This window comes from Actinomadura sp. K4S16 (assembly GCF_008327685.1).
Classification (GTDB): Bacteria; Actinomycetota; Actinomycetes; order Streptosporangiales; family Streptosporangiaceae; genus Spirillospora.
In genome coordinates, this window is the sequence record NZ_BDDE01000018.1 from 231,035 (window position 1) to 252,326 (window position 21,292).

General features: G+C 76.9%; 9 protein-coding genes. 6 read left to right on the top strand and 3 right to left on the bottom strand.

The genetic code is table 11. The annotated features are described in order from the left end of the window. Positions 1-115: 115 nt before the first annotated feature. Positions 116-559 carry a universal stress protein gene (locus tag K4S16_RS29225; protein WP_149262260.1) on the bottom strand — a complete coding sequence of 148 codons (444 nt, stop codon included), beginning with the start codon at positions 557-559 and terminating at the stop codon, positions 116-118. 32 nt (positions 560-591) lie between these two features. After that, positions 592-2,340: a bifunctional (p)ppGpp synthetase/guanosine-3',5'-bis(diphosphate) 3'-pyrophosphohydrolase gene (locus tag K4S16_RS29230; protein ID WP_149262261.1), complete on the bottom strand. Its 1,749-nt coding sequence runs from the start codon at positions 2,338-2,340 to the stop codon at positions 592-594. A gap of 273 nt (positions 2,341-2,613) precedes the next feature. Here K4S16_RS29230 and K4S16_RS29235 point away from each other — a divergent pair, with 273 nt between their 5' ends. The 5 genes from K4S16_RS29235 to K4S16_RS29255 are packed head-to-tail and all read left to right on the top strand — an operon-like array spanning position 2,614 to position 16,116. Beyond that, positions 2,614-9,336 (top strand): type I polyketide synthase, encoded by a 6,723-nt coding sequence (locus tag K4S16_RS29235; protein WP_149262262.1) that lies wholly within the window; start codon positions 2,614-2,616, stop codon positions 9,334-9,336. Continuing rightward, a complete protein-coding gene (locus tag K4S16_RS29240) occupies positions 9,333-13,649 on the top strand; it encodes a beta-ketoacyl synthase N-terminal-like domain-containing protein (RefSeq protein ID WP_149262263.1) in 4,317 nt (1,438 codons plus the stop codon). The genes K4S16_RS29235 and K4S16_RS29240 overlap by 4 nt, the downstream gene beginning before the upstream one ends. A 46-nt stretch (positions 13,650-13,695) precedes the next feature. After that, the gene (locus K4S16_RS29245) at positions 13,696-14,895 is read left to right on the top strand and encodes a glycosyltransferase (RefSeq protein ID WP_235037137.1); all 1,200 of its coding nucleotides are present in this window, start codon (positions 13,696-13,698) and stop codon (positions 14,893-14,895) included. Positions 14,896-14,950: 55 nt separating this feature from the next. Continuing rightward, the gene (locus tag K4S16_RS29250; RefSeq protein ID WP_149262264.1) at positions 14,951-15,682 is read left to right on the top strand and encodes a maleylpyruvate isomerase family mycothiol-dependent enzyme; all 732 of its coding nucleotides are present in this window, start codon (positions 14,951-14,953) and stop codon (positions 15,680-15,682) included. 44 nt (positions 15,683-15,726) lie between these two features. Further along, the gene (locus K4S16_RS29255; protein ID WP_149262265.1) at positions 15,727-16,116 is read left to right on the top strand and encodes a RidA family protein; all 390 of its coding nucleotides are present in this window, start codon (positions 15,727-15,729) and stop codon (positions 16,114-16,116) included. Between the two features lie 10 nt (positions 16,117-16,126). Here the strand turns inward: K4S16_RS29255 and K4S16_RS29260 are convergent, their stop codons facing one another. Then, positions 16,127-18,838, bottom strand: coding sequence for an ATP-binding protein (locus K4S16_RS29260; RefSeq protein WP_200842184.1), 2,712 nt, complete (start codon positions 18,836-18,838; stop codon positions 16,127-16,129). 262 nt (positions 18,839-19,100) lie between these two features. On the opposite strand from K4S16_RS29260, the gene K4S16_RS29265 reads away from it, so the two are divergent. Further along, entirely contained in the window at positions 19,101-21,290 is a 2,190-nt protein-coding gene (locus K4S16_RS29265) for a hypothetical protein (protein ID WP_149262267.1), read from the top strand. Positions 21,291-21,292: the final 2 nt, after the last annotated feature.

Sequence of the window (21,292 nt, forward strand, 5' to 3'; positions counted from 1 at the left end):
CGTCAGCGGGTCGGGGGCCGCCGAGGAGACGACCCGGACGTGCCGGAGCCGCCGCCGCACCTGCACGTCCACCGGCTCGTCCGGGGCCGTCAGCCGAAGCTCGCGCGGGAGGACCTCAGGGCACGACGGTCACCGGCCACCGCCCCGCCTTGACCAGCCGGACGGCGACGGACCCGATCAGCCGGTGCCCGGCCTGCGCCGACGCGCCGACGATCACGGCGTCCGCGCGGGACTCGTCGGCGACGCGGGCGAGCACGGTGTAGGGGTCGCCCATCTCGGTGACGAAGTCGTAGCGGACCTCCCCGCGTCCCGCGGCGGCCTCCAGCTCCCGCTGGATCTGCGCGGAGATCTCGTCGGCGGTCTCGCGCAGCGCGGCGGCCCCGCCCGGGGTGAGGCTGCCCATCGAGGCGACGTGCGCGACGTGCACGACGACGAGCCGGGCGCCGCCGCGGCGCGCGAGCCCCCACGCGTACGCCCCGGCGCGCAGCGACGTCTCGGAGCCGTCCACCCCCGCCACGATCACTTTCGGCCCGTCGACGCCGTACTCGAACGCCTTCATGTGATCACCACGGCACCAGCGTAATCGGGGGTTCAGGGGCGGACGAAGCGGGCCAACAGGTCGTCGAGGCCGAGGGCGCCGGTGCCGAGCGCCGCGTACATCGCGTCGGCGTCGGAGTAGCCGAGGTCGCGGGCGACGGCGAGGGAGTCTCCGCGCGCCTCGGCGGCGAGCAGGTCGACGTCGCGTCCCGCCAGCGCCCGGACGAGGCGGCGCCGTCCGGCCTCGGCCTCCTGCTCGGCGCGGCGCAGGGCGAGGCGCCGCTGGATGTGGAGGCGCGCGGGCACCGAGACGGCGAAGCCGAGCCAGTCCTCGGAGGGGGCGCCCGCCGGGTCGGTGAGGATCTGCACGACGTTGCCGCTGCGGATCTGCACCGACATGGGCGCAAGCCGGCCGTTGACCAGGGCGCCGATGCAGCGGTCGCCGGTGCCGGGGCCGAGCGCGTAGGCGAAGTCGAGCGCGGTGGCGCCCGCGGGGAGCGGGACGATGTCGCCCCGGGTGGTGAACGCGGCGACATGGCCGGCGGCGAGGTCGGCGCGCAGCCGGTCCAGGAACTCCGCGGACGGCGCGCCCGACTGCCAGGCCAGCAGCCGGCTCAGCCACACCAGGTCGCGGCGCTCGGCGACGGTGGGGCCCGTGTCGCCGCCCGCGTCCCTGATGTGCGCGACGATGCCGTACTCGGCGACCGGGTGCATCGCCTCGGTGCGGATGATCACTTCGAACGGGTCGCCGTCCGGGCTGATCACCCGGGTGTGCAGCGAGCGGTAGAGGTTGTCCTTCGGCGTCGCGATGAAGTCGCGGACCTGCCCGGCCACCGGATGCAGCGCGGCGTGGACGGCGCCGAGCGCGATGTAGCAGTCGGCAGTGGAGCCGTCCACCAGCAGCAGGAGCCGCGCCGCCTCGCACGGCCGCAGCCCGGCCAGGCCGCCGCCGAACGCCTGGTGCACCGCGTACAGGTGGGACGGCCTGACCCCCACCCGCGCCTTGACGCCGTGCTCGGCGAGCGAGGGGCGCAGCAGCGCCGTCGCGGGTCCGAACGTCGGGCCCGCCCGGCTCAGCGCCGCCCGGACGGCGAGCCGCGTCGCCTCGTGCTCCTCCGGATGCCGGGCGGCGAAGGCGAGGTCGTCCATCTCCCGCTTGAGCACGTGGATGCCGAGCCGGTCCGCGAACGGGACCAGCAGCTCGTGGGACGCCTGGGCGTAGCGGGCGCGCTTGTGCTCGGGCTGGTGGCGCAGCGTCCGCAGGTTGTGCAGCCGGTCGGCCAGCTTGATCACCAGGACCCGCAGGTCGGCCGCCGCGGCCAGCACGATCTTGCGGAACGTCTCGGCCTCGGCGCGGTCGCCCCAGCGGCTGCCGTCCAGCTTGGTGACCCCGTCCACCAGCACCGCGATCTCGTCGCCGAAGTCGGCGCGGAGCTCCCCGAGCGTGTACGGGGTGTCCTCGACGGTGTCGTGCAGGAGCGCGGCGACCAGGGTCGTGGTGTCCAGGCCCATGCCGGCGAGGATCAGCGCGACGGCCAGCGGATGGGTGATGTACGGGGCGCCGGACTTGCGGAGCTGGCCGCGGTGCATGCGCTCGGCCACCGCGTAGCCGCGCAGCAGCTCGGCCTCGGCGGACCGCGCGGGCAGGCCGCCCGGTCGGCCGGGCCCGGCCCTGTGGGCGGTGCGGTGGGCGGCGAGCAGGGGCGCGAGGGCGGCCCGCACGGGGTCCGGGCCGCCGCCCGCCGCCGCTCGTCGCCGCGCCGGGAGGCGGAACCGTCCCGTCGCCGGATTCAGCGTCGCCATCGCGCCCCCGCCTGGCCCGTCCGCGGCACACCGCCACGGACTGTGATCGCCATTATGCGGTATGTGGCGGCGCGGGGGCGAGACCCGCGCAGGGCCATCTCCGGCCCATGCCGTGTCAAGGGACGTTCCAATCTCCTTTGCCGCGCCGCCATACGACCGTTCCCGGGTGTGTCGCCTCCGTGATCGGCGGGTCGCCGACCGTAGTGTTGCGGACCGTTGTTGCGAGCCGCGCCGGTCACGCGCCGGGCCGCGCGGGACGTCGGGGGGCAGTGCATGACGGACAGGGCCGGGCACGACGGGGGCCGGGGCGAGCGGCCCCGGCCCGAGATCATCGGGGTCGCCCCGTCCGGTCGGCCCGCGGCCCGGCTCGCCGTCGCCGTCTGCCGGGCCGGCGGCACGGGGGTGCTCGACCTCGGCGCCGACCGGGCGTCCGCGCTCGCCGCCCTGGCCGACGTCACCCGCTGGTGGGAGGGCCCGTTCGGCGTCCGCGTGCCCGCCGGGTGCCGGATCCGGCCGGAGGAGATCCCCGAGGCCGCCGGCACCGTCCTGGTCGACGGGCCCCTGCTGTGGACGGACGGCGCGCCGGACGTCGCCGGGTTCGCCCGCGGGCGCCGCCTCCTGGTCGAGGTCGTGAGCCCGGACGAGGCCGCCGCCGCGACCGCCGTCGCGCAGGACCTCGCCCACGACGCGGGGCTCGTCGCGCGGGGCCGCGAGGCGGGCGGGCGCGCCGGCGACCTGACCACGTTCGTCCTGCTGCAGCACCTGCTGGCCGAGCCCGAGGTGCCGGTGTACGCGGCGGGCGGGATCGGGCCGCACTCCGCCGCCGCGGCGGTCGCCGGGGGCGCGGCCGGGGTCGTCCTGGACGTCCAGCTCGCGCGGGTCCGGGAGGCGGAGCCGTCCACCGCCGCGTCCGCCCCGGTGGCGATGGACGGGACCGGGGCCGCGGTCGACGCGCCGCTCGCCGCCGCGCTCGCCGGCCGGTTCAAGACCGCCGGGGGAGTGGTGGGGGCCGTCCGGGAGCAGATCGACCTGCACCTGCGGGCCGCCGTGCGGGCCGAGCCGCTCGCGCCGCGCGGCGAACCGGTCGTCGCGCAGGGCCCCATGACGCTGGTCACCGACGGCTCCGCGTTCGCGGGCGCGGTCGCGCAGGACGGCGGCCTGCCGTTCCTCGCGCTCGGCCTGACCGATCCCGGCCGGGTGCGGGCGCTGCTGCGCGAGACCGCGGACCGGCTCGGCGAACGGCCCTGGGGCGCCAGCGTGCTCGGGATCGCGCCGCCGGAGCTGCGGGAGGCGCAGCTCGCCGCGATCCGCGAGGCAGCCCCGCCGTACGCGGTCATCGCGGGCGGCGGCCCGGCGGAGGCCGCGCCGCTGGAGGCCGCCGGGACCAGGACGTACCTGCACGCGCCGTCCCCGGAACTGCTGGACCGGTTCCTGGCCGAGGGCGCGCGCAGGTTCGTGTTCGAGGGCGGTGAATGCGGGGGCCGCGTCGGGCCGCGCGCGAGCCTCCCGCTCTGGGACGCGCAGGTCGAGCGGCTGATGGCCTTCGACGGCGACCCGCGCGAGCTCTCGGTGATGTTCGCGGGCGGCGTCCACGACGAGCGGTCCGCCGCCATGGTCGCCGTGCTCGCCGGGCCGCTTGCCGAGCGCGGCGCCGACGTCCGCGTCCTGATGGGCACCGCGTACCTGTTCACCACCGAGGCGGTCGCGGCCGGCGCGATCCCGCCCGGCTACCAGGAGGTCGCGCTCGGCTGCGGCGGGACGGCCCTGCTGGAGTCCGCGCCCGGCCACGCGACCCGCTGCGCCCGCACCCCCTACGTCCAGGTGTTCGAGGAGACCCGCCGCGAGCTGGAGCAGGTCGGCACGCCGCGCGATGAGGTGTGGCGCCGCCTGGAGAAGCTGAACCTCGGCCGCCTGCGCGTCGCGAGCAGGGGGCTGCGCCGCGACACCCCGGTGGACGCGGACGTCCAGCGCTCCGACGGCCTCTACCCGATGGGGCAGGTCGCCGCGCTGCGGTCGGCCACGACCCGTATCGCCGTCCTGCACGAGCAGGTCACCTCCGGCGCGACCGCCTTCCTGGCAGCCCGCGCTGCTGAGCTGGGCGTCGCCGGGCCCGCGGCGCCCGCGGGCGGCGGCAGTCCGGCCGACATCGCGATCATCGGGATGGACTGCGTCCTGCCGGGGGCCTCCGACGCCGCGCGGTACTGGGCGAACATCGTCGGCGGCGTCGACTCGGTCACTGTCGTCGGCGTCGACTCGGTCACTGTCGTCGGCGTCGACTCGGTCACTGTCGTCGGCGTCGACTCCGTCACTGTCGGCGGCGTCGACTCGCCGTCCCAAGACAGGACCTCGTCGAAGTGCGGCGGATTCATCCCCGACGTTCCGTTCGACGCGCTCGCCCACGAGATCCCGCCCGGCGCGCTCGGCCGTGTCGACCCGATCCAGCTCCTGTCTCTGGAGGTCGCGTCCCGCGCGCTGGCGGACGCCGGGTACGCCGACCGCCCGTTCGACCGGTCCCGGACGTCGGTGGTCTTCGGTGCGGGAGCGGGCGGCGACCTCGGCACCGCCTACGGGATGCGCGCGGCGCTCCCGTCCTACTACGGCGAGGTGCCTCCCGGCCTTGACGAGCAGCTCCCGCGGCCGACCGCGGACTCCCTCCCCGGCGCCCTCACCAGCATGATCGCCGCGCGGATCGCGAACCGGCTCGACCTCGGCGGCACGACCCACACTGTGGACTCAGGCGGCGCCGCGTCGCTGGCCGCGCTCGACGCGGCCTGCAAGGAACTCGCCTCCGGGACGAGCGACATGGTGCTGTGCGGTGGCGCCGATCTGCGCGACGGCGTCCACGACTACCTGCTCCGCGCCTCGGAGGGGGCGCTGTCGCCGTCCGGGCGCTGCGCCGCGTTCGACTCGGCGGCCGACGGCGTCGCGCCCGGTGAGGGCGTCGCGTGCGTGGTCCTCAAGCGCCTCGCGGACGCCGAGCGCGACGGCGACCGGATCTACGCGGTGGTCAAGGCGGTCGCCGGGGCGAGCGACGGCCGTTCCCCCGACCTCGCCGCGCCCCGGCCCGAGGGGCGGCGCCGCGCCCTGGAACGCGCGTACGAGCGCGCGGGCGTGCCACCCGCCGCCGTGGGCCTCGTCGAGGCGGACGGCAACGGCACCGAGGTGGGCGACAGGACGGAGCTGGCGGCCCTCGCCTCGGTGTTCCGCGCGGCCGCGCCGGGGAGCGTGACGCTCGGGTCGGTGAAGTCGCAGATCGGGCACACCGGGCGCGCGGCGGGCCTCGCCGGGCTCGTCAAGACCGCATACGCGCTGCACACGGGCGTGCTGCCGGGCACCCTGCACCTCGTCCGCCCGAACCCGGAGTGGACGCCGGACGGCCCGTTCGCGTTCGGCGGCGGCGCCCGGCCGTGGGCCGCCGAACCGGGGGAGCGGTACGCGGGGGTGAGCGGCTCCGGCGTCGGCGGCGCGAGCTTCCACGCCGTCCTGTCCGGCTATGACGGCGCTCCCGAGCCGGTGTCCGGGCTCGCCGAGTGGCCGGCCGAGCTGTTCCTGATCCGCGGGGCCGACCGCCCGGCCGCCCGCGCCGCGATCGGCCGGCTCTCGGAACTGCTGACCGGCGGGCCCCGGCTGCGCGACCTCGCCAGGACCGCCGCCTCGCTCGACGGACCGGTGCAGGTGGCGCTGGTCGCCTCGGACCTGGATGACCTCCGGGAGAAGCTGGCGCACGCGGCCGAGTTCCGTCCGGCGCCGGGCGTGTTCATCGGATCCGGCGAGCAGGGCGGGGCCGGGCAGGTCGCGTTCCTCTTCCCCGGGCAGGTCGCGTTCCTCTTCCCCGGGCAGGGCAGCCGGCGGCCCGGCATGCTCGCCGACCTCTTCGTCGCCTTCCCCCGCCTCCAGCGCCTCCTGCGGCACGCCGGCGGGCGGTACGCGGCCGCGATGTTCCCGCCGAGGGCGTTCACCCGGCCCGAAGGCCGCCGCCTTCGGGCGGAGTTCGCCGACCCGCGCGTCGCGCAGCCCGCCCTCTGCATCGCCGGGCTGGCCGTGCACCGGCTGCTGACCGCGGTCGGCGTGCATCCCGACCTCGCCGCAGGGCACGGCTGCGGCGAACTCGTCGCGCTGTGCGCCGCCGGCGTGTTCGAGGACGCCGACATGATCGGCCTGAGCGCCGCGCGGGCCGAGGCGATCCTGTCCGCCGCCGGGGCGGAGGCGGGCGCGATGGCGGCGGTGAGCGCGACGCCCGCCCAGGTGCGCGCGGCGCTGCCGGACGCGGGCGTCGTCGTCGCCCAGCACAACGCGCCCCGCCAGGTCGTGATCTCCGGGACCTCCGCGGGAGTCGACCTGGCGTTGGGCGCCCTGGCGGACGCGGGCCTGCAGGCCGAGCGGCTCCCGGTCGCGTGCGCCTTCCACAGCCCGCTCGTCGCCGCCGCCTCGGCGGGCCTGCACACCGAGCTGCTCGGCCGCGACCTGCGCTCGCCCGCGTTCCCGGTCTGGTCGAACGCGACGGCGGCGCCGTACGAGAGCGACCCGTCCGAACTGGCCGGGATCCTCGCGGGGCAGCTCGCCGCGCCCGTCCGCTTCGTCGAGCAGATCGAGGCGATGTACGCCGCGGGCGCCCGCACCTTCGTCGAGGCGGGCCCCGGGCGGGTCCTCACCGGCCTCGTCGGCAGGATCCTCGGCGACCGGCCGCACACCGCCGTGAGCTGCGACGTGCCCGGCGAGAACGGCCTGGCGGCGCTGCTCCGCGCGCTCGCCCGGCTGGCCGCCGCCGGCGTCCCGGTCGACCCGCTGCCCCTGTTCGCCGGGCGCGACGCCCGCCCGCTCTCCGGACCCGTCCCGGCGCCGGGGTGGGTCGTCGGCGGCCGTCGCGTCCGCACCGCCGACGGCGGGTACCCGGCGGGCGCGCTCCGCCCCGCCGAGCGCATCCCGGGTCCCGGCCCGAGTGCCTCGGAGGCCGCCGTCCTGGAGTACCTGCGCACGAGCCGCGAGGTGATCGCGGCGCAGCGCGAGGTGGTCCTGCGGCACCTGGCGGCCGCGGGCCCGGCTCGGGCAGGAAGAGACACGGAGGGCCGGGACACGGCGGGACGGGACACGGCACCGCATCCCGTCCCCGCGCCGCGGCCCGTCCTGCCGGGGGAGACGCTGCCGAGGGAGGCGGCGCAGGCGGAGGAGCCGGACGGGGAGCAGCCCGCGGAACGGCCGGGCGCCGGGGAGCGGGCCGAGGCCGCGCGGGACGTGCCCGCCGCCGCCCGCGCCGTGATCAGCGCCCGCACCGGGAGCGACCGCGAGGACGCGCCCGCGGAGCCGCCGCGCCCCGCCGTCCCAGAGCCCTCCGCTCTGGAGCCCGCCGTTCCGGAGTCTGCCGTTGCGGAATCCGCTGTTCCAGAGCCCGCCATTCCAGAGCCCGCCGTCGCGGAGCCTGCCGCTTCGGAGCCTGCCGTTACGGAGTCCGCCGTTCGGGAGTCCGCCGTTCCGGAAGCCGCCGCCCTGGAGCCTTCCGTTGCGCGTCCCGCGCGTCCCGGGGGCCATGCGGGGACCGCGCACCTGCCCAAGGTCCCGACCGCGCCGCGGGTGGTGCGTCAGGTCCCGCGGGTCGTGGAGCTGGACGCCCTGCCGGTCCCGCCCGAGTCGGGGACGGTGTTCGCGGGCAGGCGGTTCCTGGTCGTGGACGACGGGTGCGGCGTCGCGCTCGAACTGGCCGACCTGCTGGAGCGGCACGGCGCGCGGGTGCGCGTCGCGCCGGACGTCGACGGGCCCTGCGACGGGCTCGTCCATCTGGCGGCGCTGCGGCCCGGAGCGACGCGCGCGCTGCCGCGGGCGTTCGGGGGCGTCCGGCAGGCGCTGGTCGGCGGGCTGCGGTGGCTGGTGCTCGCGAGCGGCGCCGGGGAGGCGTCCGGGCGCCGGTCCGGCGGCGGCGCCATCGGCGACCCGGGACCGGGCGCGGGCCTTCGCGGGCTGGCCCGGACCGCCGCGCTGGAGTATCCGGAGACGCTCGTCCGCGCGCTGGACGTCGACACCGAGGCCACCCCCCGCGTGATCGCGCAGCGGATCCTCGCCGAGCTGCTGGCCGCCGAGGCGCCGGTCGTCGTCGGGTACGAGGGCGGCCTGCGCCGCGGCCTGGACCTGGTCCCCGCCGAACCGCCCGCCGGGGACGCGCCGGACCTCGGCCCGGACGGCGTCGTCCTGCTGACCGGGGGCGCGCGGGGCATCACCGCGCGGGTCGCCCTGGAGTTCGCCCGGACGAGCGGCTGCCACATCGAACTGGTGGGCCGCACCCCGGAGCCGGCGGGCGCCCCGGAGTTCCCCGTCGCCGAGGACGAGGCCGGGCTGCGCCGGGCGCTCGTCGCGCGCGGGGAGGAGCGCCCCGCCGAGATCGAGGCGACGGTCCGCAGGATCCTCGCCGAACGCGGGATCCGCCGGACCCTGGCCGCCCTGCGCGAGCACGCCGCGTCCGTCCGGTACCACGCGGCGGACGTTCGGGACCCGGCCGCCGTGCGGGCCGTGGTGGACGACGTCTACCGGCGGCACCGCCGGCTGGACGGGGTGGTCCACGGCGCCGGGGTCGCGGAGGACCGGCTCATCCGCGACAAGACGCCCGAGTCGTTCGCGCGGGTGTACCGGACGAAGGTGGACGGCGCCGCCGCGCTCGTCCAGGCCGTCCACCCCGGTCTCGGGTTCTTCGTCGTCTTCGGCGGCCTCGCCGGCGTGCACGGCCACCCCGGGCAGGCCGACCGGGCGGCGGCGGGCGACGCGTGCGGCACGCTCGCGCATGTGTGGCGAGCACGGCTGCGCGGGCGGGTGCTCGTGGCCGACTGGGGGCCGTGGGCGGGCGACGGCATGGGCGGCGGCGCGGGCGGCGCGGCGTCGCCCGAGCTGGTGCGCGAGTACGCCCGGCGCGGCATCGGGCTGATCGACCCGGGCGCCGGGGCGGCCGCCCTGCTCAGGGAGATCGCGCATGGGGACGGGACGCGTGTCGTGCTGACGGGGGCCGTCCGGTGAGCGACGCGGGCGAGCCGATCGCGATCGTCGGGGCCGGGGCGGTGTTCCCGGGCGCGGGGTCGGCGGCCGAGCTGTGGCGCAACGTCCTCGACGGGTTCGACGCGATCGGCGACGTGCCGCCCGGACGCTGGGACCCCGCGCTCTACTACGACCCGGACGCCTACGGGCGGGAGCCGGAGAGCGACAGGTTCTACTGCCGGCGCGGCGGGTTCGTCGACGACCTGGCGGTCGTCGACCCGGCCCGGTTCGGCATCCAGCCCGCGGCGGTGCGGGGCATGGAGCCCGACCACCTGCTGGCGCTGCGCGCGGCGGGGGACGCGATCGCGGACGCGGGCGGCGACGAGCGGCTGCCCGACCGGTCCCGGATCGGCGTGGTCCTCGGGCGCGGCGGCTACATCACCCCGGGCGCGGCGCGGTCCGACCAGCGGGTCAGGACGTCCCACCAGGTCGCCGGCATCCTCGGCGAGCTGGTGCCCGAACTCGGGCCGCGGCGGCTGGCGGAGATCCGCCGGGCGTTCTGCGAGCGGCTGGGCCCGGACGGGCCGGACGCCGCCGGGCCGCCGCCGGGCTTCGCCGCGGCCCTCATCGCCGACCGGTTCGACCTGCGCGGACCCGCCTACACGCTGGACGCGGCGTGCGCGTCGTCGCTGCTCGCGGTCGAGCACGCGGTTCGGGCGCTGCGTACCGGGCAGACCGACGCGATGCTCGCAGGCGGCGTCCACCATGCCCACCACCCGACCGTGTGGAGCGTCTTCAGCCGGCTCCGCGCGCTGAGCCCGAGCGAGACGATCCGGCCGTTCGACCGGGGCGCCGACGGGACGCTCCTGGCCGAGGGGACGGGCGTCGTCCTGCTGAAGCGGCTGGCGGACGCCGTGCGGGCCGGGGACCGGATCCACGCGGTGGTCCTCGGTGCGGGGTCGTCCAGCGACGGCCGCGCCGCGAGCGTCCTGAGCCCGCCGGTGGACGGGCAGGTCCTGGCGGTCGAGCGGGCGTGGCGGGACGCGGGCCTCGCCCCGGCCGCCCCTGGCGCGGTGGGGCTGATCGAGGCGCACGGCACCGCGGCCCCGGCGGGCGACGCGGCCGAGCTGGCGACGCTGCGCCGGGTCTTCGGGACCGACGGCCCGCCGATCGGGCTCGGCACGGTCAAGTCGATGATCGGGCACGCGATGCCGGCCGCCGGGATCGCCGGGCTGCTCAAGGCGGCGTTCGCGCTGCGCGACGGCGTCCTGCCGCCGACGCTGCACGCGGACGACCCGCATCCGGCGCTGGAGGGCGGCCGGCTGCGGCTCGTCCGGGAGGCAGCGGAGTGGGCCCGGGACGGCGGCCCCCGCAGGGCGGCGGTCAACGCGTTCGGGTTCGGCGGCGCCAACGCGCACGTGGTGCTGGAGGAGCCGCCCGCCGCGCGCAGGCCCCGGCGGCGCCGGCTCGACGCGCCGCGGTCGGAGGAGGGCGCCCTGCGGCTGGCCGCGCGCACGACCGAGGAACTGGCCGAGGCCCTGTCCGCCTCCGACGAGGAGCTTCTCGCCAGGGTCGGCGACGACGCCCCCGACCTTCCGTGCCGGCTCGCCATCGTCGGCCCCACGGCGCGCAGGCTCGACCTGGCGCGGGCCGTCGTCCAGCGCGGGACCGCCTGGCGCGGCCGCAGCGACGTGTGGTTCTCGCCCCGCCCCCTCCTCGCGGACGGCGGACGCCTCGCGTTCCTCTATCCCGGCTTCGAGCCCGCCTTCGACCCGCGCGTGGCCGACGTCGCCGCGCACTTCGGCCTGCCCGAGCCCGAGCTGACCGGCCGCACCGACCTGGCCGGGCACGCGGCCGACGTGATCCGCGTCGGCCGGCTGCTGACCGCGGCGCTCGCGGAGCTCGGTGTCGAGCCGGACGCCGCGGCGGGCCACGGCCTCGGCGAGTGGGCGGCGATGGCCGCCGCCGGGGTCTGCGGCGCGGACGCGGTCGAGGCGCTCCTCGGCGCCCTCGACGGCGAGGCCCTCGAAGTCCCGGGCCTCGTGTACGCGGCGCTCGGCTGCGGCGCGGACCGCGCGCGGGAGGCCGCGGGCGGGCGGTCCGGCGTCGTGGTCAGCCACGACGACTGCCCGCACCAGTCGGTGGTCTGCGGGCCGTCCGGGGACGTCCGCGAGCTGCTGGGACGGCTCGCCTCCGAAGGGGTGCTCGGGCAGGAGCTCCCGTTCCGGTGGGCTCTCCACACCCCGTACGCCGAGGCCTACGAGAAGCGGGTGCGGCGCGCGTTCGAGGCGCTGGACATCCGCGAGCCCCGCGTCCCGCTGTGGTCGGCGACGACGGTCGCGCCGTTCCCGCGCCGCCCGGCCGACGTGCGCGAGCTGGTCGGGCGCCACCTGCGCGAACCCGTCCGGTTCAGCGAGCTGGTCGAGGAGCTGTACGGCACGGCGCACGTGCGGGCGTTCGTCCAGGTCGGGCCGGGCGGCCTCACCGGCTTCGTCGCCGACCGCCTCGGCACCCGCGAGCACCTCGCGATGGCCGTCAACGTGCCGAAGCGCGACGGGATGGCCCAGCTCCGCCGCGTCGTCGCCGCGCTGTGGGCCGAGGGATACGGCGCGTCCCCGCCGTCCCCGCCGCCCGCCGCGGGCATGCGCCTGGACCTCGGGACCCCGCTGGTGAGGCTGGACGGGGCGGTGGAGCCCCTCCGGCTCGCCCGGGACCTGCCGCGGCTGCCGGCCGACGATCCCGTGCTGGCCGAGCTGGAGGCCCTGTTCGACGACGCGACGAGCGGGGCGCAGTCGGTGCTGGAGGCGCTCGGCGGGGGACCGGCGCCCCCGGCCGTGCCGGGCGAGAACGCGCAGGGCGAGGACGCGCCCGGCGAGTCCGCGCAGGGGGAGGACGTGTCGCCGGTGGCCGCGGAGCTGAACACCTCGCGCGTCTTCTCGGTGGAGACTATGCCGTGGCTGAGGGACCACTGCCTCGTCCCGCTGCCTCCCGACTGGCCGGACATGTCGGACCGGTTCCCGACCGTGCCGCTGGCCGTGCTGCTGGAGGTCATGGCCGAGGCGGCGCGCGAGCTGCTGCCCGGCCTGGTGGTCGTCGGGTTCGAGAACGTCCGCGCGGTCCGCTGGCTCGTCGCGGCGCCGCCGACCGCCGCCGACATCCGCGCCTACCTCATCCAGGCGGCCGGACGCCCGCGCAAGGTGAAGGTCGTCGTCCACGGCCACGCGGACGGGACGGTCCTGCTCGCCGAGCGCCACCCCGCGCCGCCCCCGCCGGACCGCACGCCGCTGACCATCGAGGGGCCGCCCATCGTCACCGCCGAACGGCTCTACGAGGAGCGGTGGATGTTCCAGGGGCCGCTCTTCCGCGGCGTCGCCGAGATCACGGCCCTCGCGGAGGACGGTGTGCGAGCCGTCCTTACCTCCCTGCCCACGCCCGGTGCGCTCCTGGACGGCGCAGGGCAGCTCTGCGCCCACTGGCTCCAGGTGTACGGCGACACCAACCAGACCGTGTTCCCCGTCGGGATCGAACGGGTCGCCTTCTACGGGCCTCCACCCTCCCCCGGGGAGCACTTGGACACGACCATCTGGAACCAGTCCCTGACCGACACCACCATGCGCTGCTCGGCGGAGCTGGTCAGAGAGAGCGGGGTCGCGGAGACCGGGACGGTGTGGTGCCGCATCGACGGTTGGACCGCCCACCGCTTCTACACCGACGAGGCGCTCTGGCGGATGAAGTTCACCCCGGAGGTCTCCGGAACGGCGGAACCGCAACCCGGCGGCTGGTGCCTGGCCCGCAGGCGGTGGGACGGCACCGCGTCCCGCGACCTGCTGATGCGCCAGTACCTCTGCGCCGGCGAGCGCGCCGAGTACGAGGCGCTCCCGCCGTTCGAGCAGGGGCCGTGGCTGCTCGGACGGATCGCGGCCAAGGACGCCGTCCGCCACCACCTCTGGCGCGAGGGGCACGGGCCGCTGTTCCCGGCCGAGCTCACCATCCGGGACGGGCCGGTCGTCACGGGGCCGTTCGACGAGCCGCTCACCCTCGCGATCGCCTCGGACGCCGACCTGGGCGCGGCCCTGGTCAGACCCGGCCGCGAGGAGGCCGGCATCGGGCTCGCCCCCGAGGGCGAGGACGCCCGGATCCGCGCGGCCAAGCAGGCGGTGCTGCAGGCGCTGCTGCGGGGAGCGGGCCCCGGAGCGGAACGTCCGGAACTGGTCGTGACCGTCGCCGACGCCGAACGGCTCCTGATCGCCGCCGGCGGCACGGTCACCACGGTGGAGACCCGCGAACTCGAAGGACACGTCGTGGCCTGGACCGCCGCGTCCGGCACGGCCGACATGGAGGAGACGCGAGCATGAACGACGTCGAGCACACCGGCGGCCAGACGACCGCGGGGGCCGGGCGGTGAGCGGGCGCCGGGTCCGCGTCCCGTCCCTGCTCGGCGACCCGGGGGTCGCGCGGGCGCGCACCCCGTCGCGCCGCTTCCTGTTCGCGGTGCCGCCGCCGGCCCGGGGCGGGGCCGGGCGGGTCGCTCCGGCCGCCGCGGTCGCCGCCGAGCTCGCCCGCCGCGGCCACAAGATCGCTTGGACGGGCCACCGCCCGTCGCTCGAACCCCTGCTGCGCTCCGGTGCGCGGATCTTCAGCGCAGGCGACGACGCCACGGCGCGGCTCCGGCCGGAGGGCCCCGACGCACTGCGCTCGCTCTGGGAGGAGTTCGCCGTCCCGCTCGGCCACGCGATGATGCCCGGCGTCGAGACGGCGATCGACCGGTTCCGCCCGGACGTGGTCGTCAGTGACCAGCTCGTGCTCGCCGCGCCCGTGGCCGCCCGGCGCCGCGAGATCCCCTGGGCCACCTGCGCGGCGACGCCGGTCGAGTTCACCCGGCCGCTCGCCGACCGGCCGGAGGACGAGGAGCGGGTGCGCGAGCGGATCGGCGGGTTCCAGCTCGACCACGGCATCGACGACCTGCTCGACCTGCGCTTCTCCGACCACCTCGTGCTGGTCTTCGCCACCGGCGCGCTGCTCGGCGACGTCTCGTTCTTCCCCGACCACTTCGCCTTCGTGGGGCCCGTCCTCGGCCGTCCCGCGCCCTGCGCGTTCCCGTGGGACCGGCTGGACGGCCGTCCCGCCGTGCTGGTCACCGGCGACGATTCGTTCGGCGAGCGGTTCCTCCGGGTCGCCGCCGAGGCCGTCCGCGACCTGGCCGTCCAGGCGGTCCTCGCGGCGCCGCCCGGGGCGGTGGGCGAGGCGCCGCCGAACGTCATCGTCCGCGAGCACGTCCCGCGGCCCAAGCTGCTCGAACGGATGTCGGCGGTCGTCTGCGACGGCGGCTACGGCACCGTGTGCGAGTCGCTGTCCCACGCCGTCCCGCTGGTGGCGGCGCCGATCAGGGACGACCAGCCGGTCGTCGCGGGGCTGGTGGAGCGCGCCGGGGCGGGGATCTCCGTCCCGTTCGACCAGGTCCGGCCGGACGAGTTGCGGGACGCGCTGGCCGCCATCCTGGCCGACGGCCCGCACCGGGCCGCCGCCGGGCGCGTCCGGGAGTCGTTCGCCGAGGCGGGCGGCGCCGCCGAGGCAGCCGACCGCTTGGAGAAGCTCGCGTGACCGGCCCGGCCGCCGAAGGCAGGCGAACCCGAACATAAGTCGGTAGCGTGCCGCCATGGCGGACATCTTCGACGACCTGGCCGCGGAGTACCGTCGGCTGGACGCGGTGCTGGCGTCCCTGACGGCCGAGCAGTGGGACCGGCCGTCCGACGCCGAGGGCTGGAGCGTCTCCGACGTCGTCCTGCACCTCGCCCAGACCGAGGAGATGATCAGCGGGCCGTCCGAGGGGCAGGAGGCCTTCCTGCCGTCCGCCGAGACCTCCGTGGACGGGATGGCCGCGGACCTGGTCGCCGCCGAGCGCGGCGCCCCCGCCGCCGACCTGCTGGCGCGCTGGCGCGCGGCCGCCTTCGCCACCCCGGGCGCCCTGCGCGCCCACCCGCCGGGCACGCGCCTGCCGTGGGTGCGGACGTCGCTGTCCCCGCGCACCCTCGCCACGACCCGGCTCGCCGAGCACTGGGCGCACGCACTGGACATCACCGTCCCGCTGGGCGTCCCCTACCCCGACACCGAGCGGCTCCGCCACATCGCCTGGCTGGCCCACCGCACGCTGCCCTACGCCTTCGCCGTCGAGGGACTGCCGGACGCGCCCGTCTTCTGCGAGCTCACCGCCCCGGACGGAACGCGGTGGCCGCTCGGCGACCCCTCCGCCCCGTCCCGGATCACCGGTCCGGCCTCGGACTTCTGCCGGCTCGGCGCACGCCGCCTCACGCCCGCGCAGACCGGCCTCACCGCCGAGGGCCCGCACGGCGCCGACGCCCTGCGCGTGCTCCGCAACTACGCCGCCTGACCCGGCGGAGGGGCCCGGAGGGCCGGGGCTCCATAATCTCGACCATGACGGAACGACGCGTGATCCTCAGCGGTTCGACGTTCGAGGAGCAGATCGGCTACGCCCGCGCCGTTGTGGACGGCGACCGGGTGCACGTCTCGGGCACGACCGGGTTCGACTACGCCACCATGACGATCTCCGACGACGTGGTGGAGCAGGCCGAGCAGTGCCTCCGCAACATCGAGGCCGCGCTCGCGGAGGCGGGCTGCACGTTCGCCGACGTCGTGCGCGTCCGGTACCTGCTGCCCGACCGCGCGGACTTCGAGCCCTGCTGGCCGGTGCTGCGGCGCCGCTTCGGCGAGGTGCGGCCGGCCGCGACGATGCAGGTGTGCGGGCTCGCCGACCCCCGCATGAAGATCGAGATCGAGGTCGACGCGCGGCGGGCGAAGGAGTAGCGGCGGGCGGCTACCCGGTGGACAGGTAGGCGTCGAGCAGGCCGCCGAGGTCGCCGAAGCCGGACGTCGCGTCGCGGAGGCGGTCGGGCCAGTCGGGGTCGTCGCGCTGGGCGCCCACCACCGTCTCCAGCGTCCGGGCGGTGCCCCAGACCGCCAGGTCGCGGGCGGAGAGGTCGCGCTGGTCGCGGGTCCACCAGGCGTTGACGGCGCGGAACTGCTCGGTGAGCGTGCCGCCGGGGATCGCGCGTCCGTGGCGGGCCTCCCATTCCCCGCTCATCCGATGGCGCCCTCCGTCGGGGTCCGCCTTGTGGGCCTCGCCGAGCTGCTCCAGGACGAGGCACCAGCGGTAGGGGGCGGCGAAGAACCCCGTCTCGTCCCCGGCGCACGGCGCGCCCCGCAGCATCGCGGACAGGTGGGCGGCCAGCCCGGCGGGCGCGGCCCGGGACGCGACGGCCGCGTCCACCGCGTGGGAGGCGGCGCAGTCGCGGAGCCGGGGCGGCAGGCCGTCCAGCACGGAGGACGGCGGGTGCGGGGCGCCCCAGCCGGTCAGGTGGGCGGCGGCCGCGAGCTCCGCCCACACCACGAGCTCCGGGCGGTCGGCAAGGGCGCGCTGGGCGGCGCGCATGTCCCGCAGCGTGCAGGGCGAGTCGCGGCAGTCCTGCCCGCACGTGCCGCTGCGGGGGGCCACCAGCACGCGGGGCGAGGCCGTCGGCGGCGCGGCCTCCTCCAGGTGCGAGCCGTCCGGCATCCGGACCAGGTGCGGGTAGTCCATGCCGTCGGTGAACACCGCGCCCTCACCCGGCGTGAGCGTGACGAGGAACTGCGACTGCGCGTCGGTGATGTTCATGGTGGCGCCGACCGCGTCCCGGTCGTCCTGCGCCGGCAGCCGGTGGACGATCTTGACGGCGGTGTTCTTGATGACGTCCGGGACGAGCTTGGAGGGGATCTGCTCCGCCACGATCAGCCCCTCGCCGTACGCGCGGATCTCCGCCAGCAGGCTCGCGAACGTCTCCACGGCGTGGGACGCGGGCCCCGCCTGCTCGCTGCGGCGCAGCAGCCGGTGCGCCTCCTCGAACACGCTGAGGTGCCGCAGCCCGGTCGGGGCGCCCTGGCGCTGCCGGAGCCGCAGGTGCTCGACCAGCCGGACCAGCACGGTGCCCATCAGGAACGCCTTGTCGCGGTCGTCCCCGACGTCCTCGATCTCCAGGACGACGTTGCGGGCGAGCAGCGCGTCGAAGTCGATCGGGTGGCCGCCCTCGAAGAACCGCCCGGTGGTGCCGAGCCGCAGGCTGGACAGCCGGACCCGGATGAAGCCCCGCACGTTGTCGGTGATCTCCTGCCCGTAGCCGATCTCGTCGACGACCTGCTCGGCGGTGGCCTGCAGGTCGGCGAGCGTCGGGTAGCGCGGCGACGTGCCCGGGACGGCCGGCTCGCCGAGCGCGAGGTCCCAGCCGAGCCGCTCGTAGCAGCGGGTCAGCGCCCCCGCGAGCACCTGCGGGAACGGCTCGTCGGCCTCGAACGCCGCGAGGAACAGGGCGCGGACGAGGTCGGCGTGCGTCTGGAGCGGGAACGGCCGCCCGTCGGGCCCGGTCGAGGGTTCGAGCGGGTTGATGCCGGCCGCGATCGCCTCCGCGTCCCCGGGGCGGATCGTGACGACCTCCGCGTCCGGGAGGCGCGCCGCCATCAGCCGGTACTCGGCCTTCGCGGGCTCGACCACCAGCCACGGCAGGCCCGCCGCCGACGCGGCCGTGAGCAGCGACCGGACGGTCTGCGACTTCCCGGCGCCGGTCGCGCCGCACACGAACGTGTGCCGGTTCAGGCTGGACAGCGGCAGCGACATCGGGCCCACGTCGCGGCGGTTGCGGTCCAGGACCCGTCCCAGCCGGACCCCGGTGTCGGGCGACTCGGGCGTGACGTCGAAATCCGGCCGCATCACGAACCGCACCCCGGCCACCTCCCGGACGGGCGGACGGGCCAGCGCCGCGACGAGCTGCGTGCTCGCCTCGAACGGCCCCGCCGCCCCCGGGACCAGCGCGTACGGCAGGCGGCCGAGGTCCGCCGACGCGCACACGAGCGCCGCGACCCGGGCGGCGGCCCGGGGCGTGGCCGCCCCGGCCGCCAGGTGCACCCGCCAGAGGCCGGACGTGGCGGCCTGGCGCAGCTCGCGGTGCCGCTTCTCCAGCCGGTCGGCCGCGACCGAGTCCTCCGGCGACATCTCCGCCATCGCCCGGGCGCGCTGCTGCCGGTCCGCGAGGTCGTCGGCGAGGCGCTGCGCCTCGCCCGGGTCGACGGGCTCGGCGACCAGCATCCAGGCGAACGGCTGCATCCACACCGAGAGCAGGCCGTCCTCCAGGGACGGCCTCGCGGGCTCCTCCGGCGGCGGGTCGTCCACGAGCAGGCCGTCGGCGATGCCGCCGATGCTCACCCAGTGCGCCATCGAGTCCTCGGCGAGGCCCTCGGCCAGCAGCGTCCCGCGCCCGCCCGCGGGGAGGCTGAGGGTCGCGGTGCTCCCGTCGCGGTCGGCGACGAGCCCGTCCCCGCCGACGAACACCTCCGTGGGGCCGAACGCCTCCGCGCGCCGCCAGCCGACGAGGACCGGCTCCTTGCCCGCGTGGTAGGCCGACACCAGCGCCGCGAGCCGCTGGTCGCGCCACTCGTCCCGTCCGTCCGTCTCGTCCGGGCGGGGGACCTCCGTCAGCCGGCACACCGGAAGGCCGCGCACGACGTCCCACATGGTCAGCGGCCCCGGCGTGGTCCGGCCGCGCGGCGGAGGGGTGAACGGCCGGCGTTTTCCGCGATCCCGTCTCGGTCCAACGTCATGGGCAGTCAGGCTATTGAGCAAGGTCACCTTTGGGAAGGCCGATTCCTGACGTTGGGCCTGACAAGTTCCGTGTCAATCTGCTTGGGTTGTTTGCGGCATCACGAGCGGGCCGGGACAGGCGTGGCCCGCGCGCCGGCACCGGGGAGAGGACGGGGTTCAGATCGTGAGGGGCGGTCCGGTCGACCACGGAGGATTGCTGTCGCGCCGCGAGAGGCTCTTCACCCCCGACCCCCGTCTCGGCTGGGTGTTCCGCGACCGGTGGTGGTTCCTGCGCCCGTTCCCGGAGGCGCCGCCCCAGCAGCAGGTGCTGCCGGAGTACCTGGCGCGCCGGGTCGCGCAGACCGAGCAGCTCGCCCAGCGAAGGCTGCACCGGACGCTCCCGGTGAGCGCGGCGATCGCGATGGTCCTCGTGCTGTTCGCCGCCTGCTCGGCCAGCGGCACCCAGACGGTGCAGTCGCCCCTCTCCATCGGCTCGCTCCTGCTGGCCCTCATCGCACTGGCCCCCGGCGCGGCGCTGACGTGGTGGGCCGTGCGGCAGCGGCAGAGCGCCCGGCAGGCCCACGAGCTGGCCCAGCAGCAGATCATCGGCGGCTACCAGGACCAGGCGCGGCAGTGGCACGCGCGCAAGCAGGCGCACGACGCCGCCGAGCGCGCGCGGCTGGACGGGCTGCCCGAGTGGGGCGCGGCCCCGCGCCCCGGCCGCCGCCTGGACGTGTTCGGCGGGACGCTCTGGGCGTGGGAGGCCCTGCTCACCACGTACGGGACGTCCACCCTCGCCGTCCAGCCGCTGCTGGTCCTCGACCTGTCCCGCGAGGTCGTCAGCCGCGAACTCGTCGAGCTGGCCCAGGCCGCGTGGGTGGGCGTCGACGCGCAGCTGCTGCCCAGCCGCCAGGCCTCGTCCGGCCTGCTGGCCGACATGCCGCCCCGCGACCTGGTGGACGCGATCGTCGAGTCCATGCACGGCGGGACGCCCGACGCCGCGCGGGCCGACCGCAGCATGGACGACCGGATCCTGACCAAGGTGTGCGGCGCGCTCGGCGGGAACGTCACGCTCGGCCGGATCGCGGCGGCCCTGCGCGCCCTGATGGGCGAGCCCGACGACGGCGACGCGCTGACCCGCGAGGAGCGGCGGCACATCGCCAACGAGCTGTTCACCGTCGAGTACCGGCGGCAGGCCCACGCGAACCTGTCGCGGATCGAGTCCTACGTCCACCCGCTGGAGGACCTCGGGACCGAGCCCGCCGAGAAGGAGGGGGCCGGCTACCTGACCTGCGTCGCGCTGGACAGCCAGGCCCGCAACGTCCGCTCCGAGCTGCTCACCGACCTCATCGTCCAGTGGGTGACGCACCGCATCACCGCGTCGCAGGACTCCACCCCCGCCCTGGTCGTCGCCGGCGCGGACGAGCTGGCCCGCCGCCACCTGGAACGGCTGTCGGACGCCTGCGAGCGGCGCGGCGTCCCGCTGACCCTGCTGTTCCGGCGGCTGCGGGAGACGTCCGCGGAGATGATCGGCGGGGGCGCCGTCGCGTTCATGCGGCTCGGCAACCACGAGGACGCGGCCCGCGCGGCCGACTTCATCGGGCGCGACCACCGGTTCGTCCTGTCGCAGATCACCAAGAACGTCGGCGGGAACGAGTCCCACACCACCACCGACACCGAGGGCGCGGGCGACTCCGAGACCCACAGCACCAGCCGCACGACGGGGACGTCCCGCAGCTGGGGGACGAGCCGCTCGTCCGGCACCACCTACTCGGGCGGCGAGATGTTCGGGCTCTTCCCGGACCGCTCGACGTCCTACCAGCGCGGCAGCAACCGGGGCGGCTCCACCAGCCGCAGCGACACCGAGGGCACCTCCACCTCCACGTCGCGGAACTGGTCGGCGGCCTACTCCTACGCGGAGGGCACCAACTGGAGCGACGCCGACACCACGCAGCGCGTGTACGAGTACGTCGTCGAACCCGTCACGCTCCAGCACCTGCCCGACCACGCCCTGCTGCTCGTCGAGTCGGCGCCCGGCGGCGGCCGCACGGTCACACCCGTCGAATGCGACCCGGCCATCATCACGCTCGACCGCGTCACCACCGGCCCCCTCCCGGACCCGCCCGCCCCGCAGCAGGCGCTCCCCGCCCCTGGCGCGGCCCTGACCGCGCCAGGCCCGCTTACGCAGGCCCAGCCCCAGGTTCAGCAGTGGGGGACGCCGTCCGCTCCGCAGTGGGCCACCCCGCCCGCGCCGCCCCCGCCGCGGGCGCCCCTCACGTCCCAGCCCGGTCCGCCGCCCGGGCAGCAGACCGGCCCGCGGACGCCCGGCGATCCCCGGCAGGGGCCGCCGCCGCTGTTCGGCGGGAAAGGCTGACC

Bases quoted from the DNA above. Each gene is read 5' to 3' on its own strand.
- K4S16_RS29225 (WP_149262260.1), bottom strand. From the start codon at position 559: ATGAAGGCGTTCGAGTACGGCGTCGACGGGCCGAAAGTGATCGTGGCG.
- K4S16_RS29230 (WP_149262261.1), bottom strand. From the start codon at position 2,340: ATGGCGACGCTGAATCCGGCGACGGGACGGTTCCGCCTCCCGGCGCGG.
- K4S16_RS29235 (WP_149262262.1), top strand. From the start codon at position 2,614: ATGACGGACAGGGCCGGGCACGACGGGGGCCGGGGCGAGCGGCCCCGG.
- K4S16_RS29250 (WP_149262264.1), top strand. From the start codon at position 14,951: ATGGCGGACATCTTCGACGACCTGGCCGCGGAGTACCGTCGGCTGGAC.
- K4S16_RS29255 (WP_149262265.1), top strand. From the start codon at position 15,727: ATGACGGAACGACGCGTGATCCTCAGCGGTTCGACGTTCGAGGAGCAG.